Raw genomic sequence first — 13,191 nt, forward strand, 5'->3', positions numbered from 1 at the left:
CGGTTTAATCACCCTAAAAAACTTGTAGCATTTGCCGGAATTGACCCTAGTATCTTTGAATCAGGAAGGTTCAAAGGAACAGTGAACAGAATAACGAAAAGAGGGTCAAGCAGGCTTAGGCGTGCCTTATATTTAGCCGTTAAATGTGCCATTCGTGATTGTCGAAAAAAGAAAACAACCAAAGATATAATCCCACGCAACAAGAGGTTACGAGAGTTCTATGATAAGAAACGTGAAGAAGGAAAGCCTTATAAAGTAGCTGTAATAGCCTGTGCAAATAAGCTTTTACAATGGATCTATGCACTATTAAAAAGCAACTCAACTTTCCAAGATATAGCTTAAATAATAAATAAAACTAAACAATACAAAACCTTCCAAAAGCAGAATTAAGGAAGGTTATTTGGCATGCACATTTTTAGTATAACATAAAAAATTTTAAGTTTTGATTGAAAAATGTTGACAAACTATTAGCTGGTTTACTTTAAGTGTAATGTTTCACAATCCTACTTAAAAAAAAGAAAATCGGACTATCTCTTTAAGGTTGAAACATAAAAACTTTGCAATGCAACTAAAATTATAAATACTGATAAGATGAAGAAAGAAATTGACCATCCTTTCTTTTTTAAAATATATTGTTCTATTCCATTTAAAAACATAGATATTGCAAGAATAATTCCTATAAATCCAGAGTAGAAAAAATTTACGGGATATGTCGTAAAAGATAAAAATAAAAATACTATCATCGGGATAATCAATATAAATTGAGTAATTACAATCTGCTTTACTCTGTTCTTTAAAAAACGGTCACTTAATTTCATATCAGTAGTCTCCAATAAGTAAAATTTTTATTATTGAATTTAATTTTAAATGTGTCACTATTCCATCTTTAACTCAAGCACCCATTAGCTTAATAAAAGAAACTTATATTTTACCATTCTCTCCACTCTTCGGTGATGTCTTCCTCGGATTCTAAACCAGCTATCTTTGCTGCTGTATCGATAAACTCACAAAGGTCTTCTCTCTCCACCGTTTCGATGAAATCGTCGTATTCATCATTTAATTCATTTATGCTAATAACCACTTCTTTAACAGCTTTAATTATCTCGGCTTCAGAAGGATTAGCCCCTAGTTTCTTTAAATCGTCAATGTAAGAGTCAAGAACCTTATTTGTCGCACTGATATTTTCTTCAGTAAAAAATTCGCCGTCTTCATCATTTTCAATCCATTGGATCGTAGGCTTGTTTTTTTTCAATTCTTCAAAGGTCATAGTATCCTCCCGATATAATTTTTCTTGAATACTAATAATTTCGCCTGTTATTACTAAAAATCCTTCTTCAAGTAACCTGCCCAGATAGTTTAAGTACAACATTTCCCAATCTTCCTTTTGAAAAAAAAGGCGACCTTCTTATTGAAGTATCGCACCCTTTAGTTTAAGTGAAATACTTCACAAATTAAACTAAATACCCCCATATTAGAAGTTCATACATACGTAATATTTTTTTCAATTAGTTACAGATTTTAAATAAATCTAAGGATTATCAATTAAATGTTAGTTAATACAAGCTCTTTAAAAAGTAATTGACAAACCTATATCTCAGCGATATTATTCACTAGAATGATAAAATATGTCTCGTTAGGTGAGGCTCCTATACAAACATAGGCCACTGCCCGGAAACGTCGAAAGACGCCAATGGGTAGAACAGGTATTGCCGGATTAAGGCTCTACTTAACGTGGCTAAGGGATTTCCTTTACGTTGTATAGTGCCAAAACTCAACTTGGGGGAATCGGTTTATTTTGCCATGAACTAAAAGCCCCTAGGGACAATCCTATGGGGCTTTTCATATTATATAACCAAGGGGGGAAAACTGGAAATGGACAGTAGTAGTAGTCGAATGTGTTATTTGTTTCAAAAATTATTTATTTTACTTAGTAGGATCTACAAAATTCCTTTACCATGGATTAGGTGTGTCTATTTTCAGTCTGTACTTTAAACATCTTTAGGCTGAATTTATTCCACTAACCCTTTTTAAAGGAAGGACGACGGTACTCTCCTACTGAATATGTAGGGGTTTTTATTTTGCTTTTAAAAGGGGCTGTTCACTATGCAACTCAATATTTTCTCAAATGTCAAACAAAATAAAAAATTTGGATGGGCAGATATACTTGTCATCTTCTTATTATTAGCCATTTTATATGCCGCAGCGAAACTTGGTTCTGGTATGGAGGTTCCTTTTTCGGCAGTTCAGCAGTCAAAGTTAAGTCTTGACCCAATATGGCTTCCCTATTATGCAGGGAGGTCACTGCTTCGAATGTTTATCGCATTTGCAGCATCATTAATATTTACTTTTGTTTATGGTCGAATAGCTGCCTATAATCAGACTGCAGAAAAATTCATGATTCCGGCTATCGATATTTTACAATCCGTACCTGTTTTAGGATTTCTATCGGCAACTGTTCTTGCCTTTATGGCATTGTTTCCAGGGAGTTTACTAGGTGTAGAGTGTGCATCTATTTTTGCGATTTTTACTGGACAGGTTTGGAATATGACCTTCAGCTTTTACCATTCCCTAAAAACAATCCCACGAGAATTGGATGAAGCTACAAAAATGAATCGATTAGGTATTAGGAATCGTTTCTTCAAATTAGAAGTTCCATTTTCTATGATCGGCTTAGTTTGGAACAGCATGATGTCTTTTGGCGGGGGGTGGTTTTTCCTTGCCGCTAGTGAATCCATAAGTGTTCTCAATCAGGATATCCATTTACCTGGTATTGGATCGTACATGGCCTTGGCAGCTGATAAAGGAAATATCCATGCTATTATTTATTCAATTCTAACGATGATTATATTAATTGTTGTTGTGGATCAGTTATTTTGGAGACCGATTATTGCATGGAGTCAAAAATTCAAAAATGAACAGACGGAATCTAGTGATATTCCGACCTCTTGGGTATTTAATATCCTAAAACGAGCAGGATTTGTTCATTTTGTTAACCAATATCTTAAAAGAATACTTCACGATTGGTTTATTGTATTTTCTAAAAAAAGCTCACAAATTACTTTTCCACAAATCCCGGGTCTTTTTAAAAGAGTCATAAATTGGTTGCTGGTTGCTTGCGTTGCTGCAATTGTTTGTAAATATTTATTCGAAGGAATTATTGAAGTATCTAGGTTGAGCTGGTACGAAGTGACCCATGTAGTCGTTCTTGGGCTACTGACTGCATTTCGAGTGTTTATCTCTACACTATTAGCGGTTATTTGGACACTTCCTGTAGGAGTCTTTATCGGCACGAATCCACGGTTATCAAGAATTGTTCAACCGATTGTCCAGGTTTTGTCCTCATTTCCTGCCAATATGGCATTTCCTATTATCACCATTCTTTACCTTAAATTAAAAATTTCAATGGAAATTGGTGCAATCCCGTTAATGATGTTAGGAACACAATGGTATGTGCTTTTTAACGTCATTGCAGGTGCCATGGCAATTCCTTCTGACCTTAAAGAAGCAAGCTCGATTTTAAAATTAACACGCTGGCAGACTTGGAAAACGCTTATCCTTCCTGCTGTCTTTCCTTTTCTAATTACTGGATGTATCACAGCAAGCGGAGGAGCTTGGAATGCTAGTATTGTTTCAGAAATCGTATCTTGGAAAAGTAATACCCTACAAGCCTCTGGTTTAGGTTCCTATATTGCTCAAGCAACTACAAAAGGAAATTGGCCTGAGATCATTTGGGGGATTATCGTGATGTGTATATTAGTTGTAATTGTAAATCGACTGGTTTGGCGCAGGCTGTATAATCTCGCCGAAAAGAAATACCATTTGGATTAGAGGTGTGAGGCATGGAAAAAAACCTTATTGAATTAAAGAAAATTAGCAAACGGTATGATTTGCCAAGCCAAGGCAACGTTACCGTTTTAGATGACATCAACATTAACATTAATGAAGGAGAGTTCGTTTCGATACTAGGTCCTTCTGGCTCGGGGAAATCAACACTCCTTCGAATTATAGCTGGTCTCGTTTCCCCATCACAAGGTTCAGTTTTATATAATGGAAAACCCATTGTCGGAACAAACCCAGGTGTTGGTATGGTATTCCAGTCATTCGCTTTATTTCCATGGCTAACTGTTATTGAAAATGTAAAACTAGGGCTTGAAAACAAGTCACTAAGGGAAGAAGAAAAGATGCGAAAAGCACTTTCCGTCATCGATATGATAGGTCTAGATGGCTTTGAAGGCGCTTATCCGAAAGAGCTATCTGGTGGGATGCGTCAACGTGTAGGGATCGGCCGTGCACTTGTCATGGAACCTGACATTCTTCTCATGGATGAACCCTTTTCCGCTCTTGATGTATTAACTGCCGAAAACTTAAAGCGTGATTTGCTTGAATTGTGGACGGAGAAAAAAATTCCAACGAAAAGCATTATCATGGTTACACACAGTATCGAGGAAGCTGTCTATATGTCAGATCGAGCCATTGTTTTATCACGGGACCCTGCTCGTGTTATCTCTGATATTCCGATTACAATGCCACATTGGCGGGATAAACAAGAGCCTAAATTTACATCGCTTGTAGATCGTATTTATTCTATTTTGACAAAACGTGAAATTAAAACGATTGAGGTAGAAGAAGTACAGAAAAAGAAGCTTGAAAAAGTTCAGGAAGTCCCTGCGGGGGCTCTCACTGGCTTTATTGAATTGGTTGATGACCTAGGAAAGAAGTTTGACTTATACAAACTAGCTGATCAATTAAGCCTTAACTTAGAAGATTTTCTTCCAATTGTCGAAGCTGCTCATCTGCTTCAGTTCGCAACCATTCACCAAGGTGATATAGATTTGACGGAAATTGGTCATCAATTTGCAGACGCTAGCGTACTTGAACGGAAAATATTATTTAAAGAACAGTTAATGAAGTATGTTCCAATAATGGAAAAAATAGTATGGATTTTACAATCTAAATCAAACAATAAAATGGAACGGGAGTTTTTTGTTGAAATTTTTGAGAAGCACTTTGGGGCAGAGGAAGCTGAACACCAATTAGATATTTTAATTGACTGGGGAAGATATGCCGAACTAATTTCTTATGATGAAAAAGCAGAGGTGCTTTACTTAGAAAGTGAAACAGCAGCTATAAATGAATGATTTTACTAAACAGCCGATTTTTTGCAACCGGCTGTTTATTTTTTCGCACTACTAGCGAAACGACACAATTCTATCCATCCTTACTCTATTAGGCAGAAAGTATGGTTACCATTGGTATCGCTATTTGGCGAAAAGTTTTTATCATTTTTTTTAGGTATAATTGCAATTGGAATTCCCATTGGAGGGTTTTGATTTCTCAATAAAAACTAGAATTAAAAATACCAATAAAATTTGGGAACTTGGCTACATGGCTGGTCTCGAGCGAAATGGTTCCTATCCTGTTGCTTATGGTCATTCCTCATCACTCAGGCTATATTAATTGCTCGTGCAGCTAATACAGCTACTATAAGAAGGGAGATAGATGATTGAATCATCATAAAAATTTTTGCTCTTTTGGAAATAACCATTGTATCGGTTGGACTGAACGCTGTATTTGTATTGAAAGCCAGATATAAATAATCAAGGAATGACGGGGTCCATTTTTCCCATCCAGGGATTTCGAAGGTCATTTGCGGAAATAAAAAATCGGATGGCTCACTTTTTCCACTATGCCTCTTCAACGGACCACCTCGGTCGATTTCCCAATACCATACGGTAAAAACCCCGATATTGACAATCCAAAGCAAGCCTGCACTCCGGAATAAACTGGCTGCACTAGCAGTATGTTGAAACAATGCATAAATCAAAAATGACACACTGCTGACTAACCCTAACGTAATTACCCCTGTTATGCCAAGAGACAAAACACGCGTCCATCCATGATGACCTCGGACCATACTTATTACCATTGGTACCAGCAGAATGAGTACGATTGAAACTATTGTCCAACTAGGACCTAGAGTTAAATTTTCCGAAATAATACTAAGTAGTGCACCAATGACTAGAACCGTCAATAAATATGCGCCCCGAGGAACCTTAATATGGTGGTTATCTGAAAAATGAGATTCCTGCAATTGCAAACTCCTCTCTTTTTGTCATATTCGCAGCATATCATAATGAATATATTTTTATGTATTCGATATTTGCAAAGTGTCTTTTTGTTTATATCTCAGTATATTGAAAATAAACTTAAGTATACACCTATTCATATCTAAAAAAGTCACTATTATACTGACTGTCAAAAGTATAAACAAAGCCAATTAAGATAATAAAAAAACCTTTAAACAAGGTCTAAAGGTTTTTCTTAATTGTATTTCTTAAATATATATTTAATGATACTTTTTATTATTTTTCATATCATTAAGCGCTTGTTGCTTGTAATCCTCCACTAGCTTTTCTAACATTTCTACGTGGTGAGGTTTTACATGTCTTCCTAATTTCCAAGGTACATTTTCTTTATATTCATGATTTTCCGTAAGATTTACCTGCTGTTGTTTTGGAAACGGAATAATATTTTTATTCATTAATTAGAACTCCTTTCTATTTGTCTTAATATTAACGAATATACTTTCCGTATAAATTTTATTGGGATCCAAGAGCCAGTTGTACAATCTTAACAATTATTAAAATCACTGCTACTAACAGATAACCACGTAGTAAAATCATACCGAGTTTCCGAGTTTTTGACCATACTGGTTTTTGGAGCTCACTTACTGGAGGCATACGCCAAAAACGACGATCCATAGCATACTGGGTTTCTTCTACGGCTTTTACTTTAAATTTATTTTTTTGAAAGTAATATAGAAGCCCTGCAAGAATAAGTCCAATAATAAGTGCGCCGGATAGTACCTCAGTTAATACCTTTATATCGACATTTGGGAATAGTGTTGTTACTGCAAGAAGTAAAGAAAGTATAATAAGGACACCCACAATAACTGAGCTTACTACATTGAGCCACATCTTATTTACCCACGGTCCTAAAACATCCTTATCATTGCAAAGCAACAAGAGAAAAACCGTAGCACTAGGAAGCAATATCCCTGCAAGCGCCTGTACTGCTGTTGTAATGAGTCCAAGCGGTGCATGTGGAATGAGCACAATTCCAGCAGCAATTAAGATAAGAAGTCCGTAGCTAATATAAAATCCTTTTGCATCTTTTACACTACGATGTAAAGAATGATTGACTCCAAACACATCACCAAAAGCATACTTGCGTTTATTTGTATTCATTGCAACTATAGCATTTTTCTTTTTGTATTCATCATGCTTCGTTTTGTCTTCGTTTGTATATTCGTCACGCTTATTTTCGTAGTTATTAATGTAGTTTTCTGTAGGCGCTAGCTTCTAATCCCTTTTAATTCGTGTTCCACAAGCAAGCAAACTGCTTCACTGATGGATCTTAATTAATTCCAACCTTATTACTTCTTCTTTCGAGCAGAATTACATCACGCCAAACACCATTCATTTTTCCAATACGCTCTCGACGGCCAATTTCTCGGAATCCAAATTTCTTATGTAATTTAATACTTTCCTTGTTTTCCGGAAAAATTCCCGCTTGTAATGTCCAATATCCATTTTTTTCACTTGAATCTACTAAAGATTTAAGTAGAGCACTTCCAATTCCTTCTCCCCTGTGTATTTGACTCACATAAATACTTACTTCAGCCACACCAGAATAAACACATCTACTCGAAACAGGACTTAATGCGATCCAACCTAACCTAAAATTTTCTTATCTTCACGGGCAACCAATCTGCATTCTAATAAATGTGCAGCGTCCCATTCTTCCCAAGTAGGAGCTTCCGTTTGAAATGTTGCATTCCCGGTATCAATTCCTTCAAGATATATTGAACAAACTTGTTCCCAGTCTTCTTTTTCCAAGTTATTAATCAAGAACTCCTTATTACCCATGTTAAGACCACCTTTTTTTAACATAATAGATTCAATTTCATCATTATAATTTAAAATCCTTCTATATATTGAAAGAAACCTATTCGTGAACGAACAATGACTGTCCTGAAGACAGCCACTTGATAACAAAAATAAGGACATTACCAGGAAAAGGTTTGCCCTTATTACATTTCTTCTTTATTCTATGTTTTATCAAACACTTTACGAAGATAAAAGAAAGAACATTCCCTAAAAGATTTTACTTATTGCAGCAAGTTGTTGAAGTAGGATTTGATGGTGTAGTAGTTATACAGCATTCATTCTCAACGATCGAATGAACCTCAGCATCACCTTTTGTATAGAAGAATTCCCATTCGTTGCCGTCGGGATCTGTAACCCAAAATTTATCTTGAGTAGCATAGCAGCATGTAACATCCATTTCTTCGCGAGCAAAGAACCCTAATTTCTCAAAACGGTCTTTATGCTGGAAAACTTCATCTCGATTTTCCACTTGAAACCCAAAATGTCCTACCTGATTTCCGGCTACTTTATCTTTTAAGTTCAATGTGAAATTTAGTTCTGGATCATTTAGTAAAAATTTTGCGTATCCAGGCTTTATTTTAACAGGCTCTGCATTAAATACTTTTGTATAAAACTCGATTGACTTTTCTAAATCCGTAACATTTACTCCAACATGCATTTTCATTTTTAACAGCTCCTTAATATTTATTGGTATCGTAAATCAATTTTTTTTGATTTAAAGGATATAAATCAACTTTTTTTGATTTACAATTACAGTATATTAGTAATTTTTTCTAATTACAATCAATTTATCAAAAAAAATTGATATTTAATTTGTGTCATTTGTACTCCTCGGGGTACCACCAGCAAAACACCAATATTAAAAAGCCCTATTTCTTAATTTAATTTTTAGAAATAGGGCTTTTTGGTTACTCAAGAAATGCGCCCGATTGTTGAAGTTTTATAAATAAAATTGTGTCTCCTAAAAGAACGTTCGTGTTAAAGTACACTCTTGAATCATAAACTCAATATTTTTGGCGAAAAAATACGAAGCCACAACCGTAATGAGCACCCATAAAATAATCGGTACGACAACAGCCAACTTCATCATAAAAGTTAAAGGCATGAAAAAAATTTTCCATGCCTTTAAAAGCTATTTCTTTAAATGATAAGGTACAGTTGTAATCACAACATCTTTATGTCTTATTAACCATAGACGAAGTAATAGAGCTGTTTGATTGTGTAATAAGTTATGCCACCACTTATTAGTAACAAATTGAGGTATGACAATATGAATTTGTGCTTTAAACTGTTCTTTTTCTTCGATTATTTTTATTAATCTTGAAAGAGGTTCTAAAACCGATCTATATTTACTTTTCAAGGTTACTAATCTACATGGATTCCCCCATTCCTCCCATTTCGCCTCCATCTTTTTCATCGAATCATCATCAAAACCTACATATACAGCTAATAAATTAGCCTGACTTAAACTTATAGCAAATGATAATGTATTTTGGACAACTCGATGAATACCTGAAACAAGTACGATGGTAACGACCCTGTTCTTTTCAGGGCGTAACGTTTTCAAGTCAATCTTTAACTCAGCTGCAACAGCCTGATAATGATGATGGATTGTCAATGAAAAGAAAATAAACAGGGGTATTACAATTAAAACAATCCACGCACCACTAGTGAATTTGGTGACAGCAAAAATGACAGCAACAACGCTTGTGACAATTCCCCCCACCGTATTAATGGCTAATTTGGTTTTCCAACCTGAACCCTTTTCACGTTTCCACCGTTTGATAAGGCCAAATTGAGCAACTGTAAAGGATAGGAAAACTCCGATTGCATATAAAGGAATTAAGGCATTTGTTTGAGATTGAAATGCGATAATCAATAAACTGGCGATAGCTGCCAGTGCAATAATGCCATTAGAGTAACCTAAGCGATCTCCTCTGTTCGTCAATCCACGAGGCAAAAATCCATCAACTGCTACAATGGCAGCTAATTGTGAAAAACCTGTAAACGTAGAATTGGCTGCAAGAATGAGGACGATAAAAGTAAACCATATGATTAATTGATACATGAGGCCATGTCCAAAATAATATTCTGATAATTGAGATAGCATAGTATTATTAGGATTTGGACTAATACCCTTTACATATAAATGATAAGCAAATCCCAAAAGGGTTATGGCTGTGATGATTCCTAATGCAATGTAGGTCTTAATTGCATTTTTTGGACGAGGTTCTCTGAAAATAGGAACAGCATTTGAGATGGTTTCGATCCCTGTTAATGCAGAGCAAGCCGAACTGAATGCTTTTAATATAAGTAAAATGGTCATTCCTTTTGGAACGGTCCCAAAAGGGGGTGTGCTAGGTTGAACAAAACCATGCCTGGTCTCGTTAAAAAAACCCGTAAAAACGAGTATTAACATACATGCCATGAACCCAAATGTAGGCCATGCAAAAATTTTAGCGGATTCGGCAAGGCCCCGAAGATTCATCAATAATAATAGAAAAACACAGAGTACAGCAAGAACTGTTTCATAACGAGTAACGATTGGATAGGCGGAGGCAATAGCTTGTACCGCAGCGGAAACAGAAACAGCCACCGTTAAAATATAATCTACAAGTAATGAACTTGAAGCAATTAAAGATACCCACCGTTGTTTAAAGTTATCCTTTGCAATGGCATATGCCCCGCCTCCATTTGGGTAGGCCAATACTCCCATGATATAGGAAAGGATCAGGATGGCCAATAATATCACGGTAGAAACAGTGATTGGGAAGATATACCACTTTGCCTCATTCCCAAACTTAGCGAGTTCTGTTATTCCTGCCTCTGGGCCGTAAGCAACGGATGAATAAAGGTCTGCAGAAAGGATAGGAAGAGCAATATACCAAATTAACTTATTGTGCTGGGCATTCAATTCTGCCGTTCTCATCGGCCTTCCAATTAATAAACGTTTAACACTGTTGAAATTGGAAAAAGAAAACCAAATTCCAATTAAGGCCAATATGGCAAAAAACAGTTCTATAAAATGAGATGGATGAGTCACTTTTTAAATTCCCTTCTATAATTAAAATAAAAATCAGGCTATAAATTAGTATTTGAAATAACCTAATAAATATCATCACATAAAAATTTGTAAGTACTTTTAGGTAAAAAATTGTTTGCAGATATGGCTTTCTATTATTTCAGGAATTAAATTTATATCATGTTCTAAATTAACTAGGTTTAAAAATTTTTTAATATCCTCTACTGTTTCACAAACCTTTATATGCTCAATCCAAATGGAATACCCTTTTTTTTGTATACAAGTTAAAGCCATAGGGAAATCATTGCCTGATTTTAAAACATACCATCCCTCGGTTAATTCATTCCAAGGCTTTCTCATATTTAAAAGAAAGTGCAATCTCCTTCTTTTAGACCAATTTTCTTTATCTTGTTCCGCCCTTATAGCTTGATATAGCTGGTCTATCTCCCCTTTTTGTGATTTAATCGGATCAGAAAATCCCGCCTTTTGTATAGCATGATGAATATCGTTCTCGTTGTCCGTAAACCAATATCCCAAAATATACCTTGTATCATCTACTATTTTCCAAACTACACCAAAGATTCTGTATCTCATGGTTTGAATATCAAGGTATCCACTATTAAGCCCAAAATAAGTTGGTAAAGTGTTGTCTAAATAAACATATGTATTGCTTTTACCTTGGTAAGAGGGTTTACTCATCTTTACTTTTCCTCCAAAAAAACGTTTTGAACGATTTAATATATATTTTCCATGATATATTTTATTAAACCGAGTAAACTCAAAAGTTATTTTTATGGTTTTAAAGCTATACAAACACCTCCCAATAACGTCAGTCTTAAAGTTCCCCTTTGTTAAATAGGTATAATAAAAAGACCTGCTTTTTAATCAAACTGCGTTTTTGTTAAAAAACAAAAAAGCCCCCTGAATTAGGCGGTCTCTAGACCTCCTTCGCTTTAGCCGACGAAGTTAGCTGACGGGTAGGATTGCGAAAGAGAATTCATCCCTTCTACTGCTGTAGAATTAACCCCAAATAGTGGGTCCTCCGTTCTCTTTCGGGATTAGGCATTATGAAATTGTTTCCTTGTAAGCGATAATACTCCGTAGCAAATAACCTGTAAAGGGCTATTTCAAAAATTAAATATTTTTTGTTCAACTAACCTGCCCTTATATGTAGTATGATTTTCCACCGTATTCAACGTAAGTAAAGATACGAAAAATGCCATATATGTATCTTTGTAGAAGCATTATATATAGTAAGTAATTATAGTTTTTAACGTTAACAAACATAGGACTTTACTTGGAGGGGTGGGTATGATAGGCTTGCATGCCTGATGAAACAACGTCTTCAGCCTTTCAAGACCAATCATGCCCACAGAGGCTCCAAGTCAAGTCCTTAAACGCTTTTCTATGGTTACATGTAAACATAGATAAAAGGTGCTTTCTATCAATCTTTTTAGGACTGATACTATATATAAGGGGCGTTTAGTGCAATAAGAAAGCTGTCTAAATGACAGCTTGAACTACAACTCTTGCACCCGTTTGTTTAAGTGCAGTATTTCACAATCTCTTTAAAATAAACAATATAAAAATGCCAATATTAGTAAGAACTAAAGGAGGGTATCTGCAAATTGTTCTTCTGAAATTACTTTTAATCCATTTCTTTTTAGTAAAGCAGAAGTGACTCCCATCCCCATAATTTTTTTTCCGGTAAATTCACCGTTATATATGGTTGAACCGCCACAAGATGGGCTATTTTCCTTTAGAACCACCAAAGTCGCATTTAATTCTATAGCTTGTTCTAGCGTAGAATATGCTCCTTTTATGTAAAGTTGGGTAACATCTTTACCTGATTTATCAACTACTTTAGCGTTTCCATCCAGAACATCTTCTCCGTTTCCACCAATTATCTCAGCTGGTTCTCTAGGCGTTGAAAACCCACCAAGTAATTCTGGACATATTGTAATAGCTTTATTTTCTTCTACCAATTTACTTATTTTATCATTTAAACAATTTGTCCCATTATATCTCACATCTAACCCCGCAAAGCAGGAACTCACCAATATCATTTACTAACCCCCTTCTGCTAGTCCTTCTAATTTGAATTTTACCAAATATTTTCTTGTTCAACTCCCTCAGTTTGATACGATTATCTCTCGAATGCTCACTTATTCGCAGGATTTCATAACCCTTGTATTTGGATTTACGTGTAATTGATATGAG

12 protein-coding genes, 1 pseudogene and 2 riboswitches are annotated in these 13,191 nt (G+C 35.3%); of the genes and pseudogenes, 3 read left to right on the plus strand and 10 right to left on the minus strand.

Going from position 1 to position 13,191, the window contains the following annotated elements:
* On the plus strand, positions 1 to 342 hold a 342-nt coding region (locus tag J2S10_RS27140; RefSeq protein WP_307414280.1), incomplete at its 5' end, for a transposase.
* Positions 343 to 527: 185 nt separating this feature from the next.
* On the opposite strand, the gene J2S10_RS27145 is transcribed toward J2S10_RS27140, so the two are convergent.
* Positions 528 to 818: a hypothetical protein gene (locus J2S10_RS27145; protein ID WP_307414282.1), complete on the minus strand. Its 291-nt coding sequence runs from the start codon at positions 816 to 818 to the stop codon at positions 528 to 530.
* A gap of 110 nt (positions 819 to 928) precedes the next feature.
* Complete coding sequence (locus J2S10_RS27150; RefSeq protein ID WP_307414301.1) at positions 929 to 1,267, minus strand: hypothetical protein; 339 nt, start codon at positions 1,265 to 1,267, stop codon at positions 929 to 931.
* A gap of 355 nt (positions 1,268 to 1,622) precedes the next feature.
* Positions 1,623 to 1,790, plus strand: a riboswitch (M-box (ykoK) riboswitch).
* Between the two features lie 313 nt (positions 1,791 to 2,103).
* On the opposite strand from J2S10_RS27150, the gene J2S10_RS27155 reads away from it, so the two are divergent.
* Complete coding sequence (locus tag J2S10_RS27155; RefSeq protein ID WP_307414284.1) at positions 2,104 to 3,828, plus strand: ABC transporter permease; 1,725 nt, start codon at positions 2,104 to 2,106, stop codon at positions 3,826 to 3,828.
* Positions 3,829 to 3,839: 11 nt separating this feature from the next.
* On the plus strand, positions 3,840 to 5,138 hold the full coding sequence (locus J2S10_RS27160) for an ABC transporter ATP-binding protein (RefSeq protein ID WP_307414286.1): 1,299 nt from the start codon (positions 3,840 to 3,842) through the stop codon (positions 5,136 to 5,138).
* A 305-nt stretch (positions 5,139 to 5,443) separates the two neighbouring features.
* Here the strand turns inward: J2S10_RS27160 and J2S10_RS27165 are convergent, their stop codons facing one another.
* From J2S10_RS27165 to J2S10_RS27200, 8 genes and pseudogenes are all read right to left on the minus strand, one after another.
* Positions 5,444 to 6,091, minus strand: a complete 648-nt coding sequence (locus J2S10_RS27165; RefSeq protein WP_307414288.1) for a DUF1345 domain-containing protein — start codon at positions 6,089 to 6,091, stop codon at positions 5,444 to 5,446.
* Positions 6,092 to 6,346: 255 nt separating this feature from the next.
* Positions 6,347 to 6,541 (minus strand): hypothetical protein, encoded by a 195-nt coding sequence (locus tag J2S10_RS27170; protein ID WP_307414290.1) that lies wholly within the window; start codon positions 6,539 to 6,541, stop codon positions 6,347 to 6,349.
* Between the two features lie 58 nt (positions 6,542 to 6,599).
* On the minus strand, positions 6,600 to 7,247 hold the full coding sequence (locus J2S10_RS27175; protein ID WP_307414291.1) for a divalent metal cation transporter: 648 nt from the start codon (positions 7,245 to 7,247) through the stop codon (positions 6,600 to 6,602).
* 169 nt (positions 7,248 to 7,416) lie between these two features.
* Positions 7,417 to 7,928: pseudogene (locus tag J2S10_RS27180) on the minus strand (GNAT family N-acetyltransferase).
* A 238-nt stretch (positions 7,929 to 8,166) separates the two neighbouring features.
* Positions 8,167 to 8,613: an ArsI/CadI family heavy metal resistance metalloenzyme gene (locus J2S10_RS27185; RefSeq protein WP_307414293.1), complete on the minus strand. Its 447-nt coding sequence runs from the start codon at positions 8,611 to 8,613 to the stop codon at positions 8,167 to 8,169.
* A 468-nt stretch (positions 8,614 to 9,081) separates the two neighbouring features.
* Positions 9,082 to 10,992, minus strand: coding sequence for an APC family permease (locus J2S10_RS27190; protein ID WP_307414295.1), 1,911 nt, complete (start codon positions 10,990 to 10,992; stop codon positions 9,082 to 9,084).
* Positions 10,993 to 11,091: 99 nt separating this feature from the next.
* Complete coding sequence (locus tag J2S10_RS27195; protein WP_307414297.1) at positions 11,092 to 11,670, minus strand: hypothetical protein; 579 nt, start codon at positions 11,668 to 11,670, stop codon at positions 11,092 to 11,094.
* Positions 11,671 to 11,911: 241 nt separating this feature from the next.
* A riboswitch (cyclic di-AMP (ydaO/yuaA leader) is annotated at positions 11,912 to 12,046 on the minus strand.
* 532 nt (positions 12,047 to 12,578) lie between these two features.
* On the minus strand, positions 12,579 to 13,037 hold the full coding sequence (locus J2S10_RS27200; protein WP_307414299.1) for a 2-thiouracil desulfurase family protein: 459 nt from the start codon (positions 13,035 to 13,037) through the stop codon (positions 12,579 to 12,581).
* Between the last annotated feature and the right edge of the window lie 154 nt (positions 13,038 to 13,191).

This window comes from Neobacillus ginsengisoli (assembly GCF_030813055.1).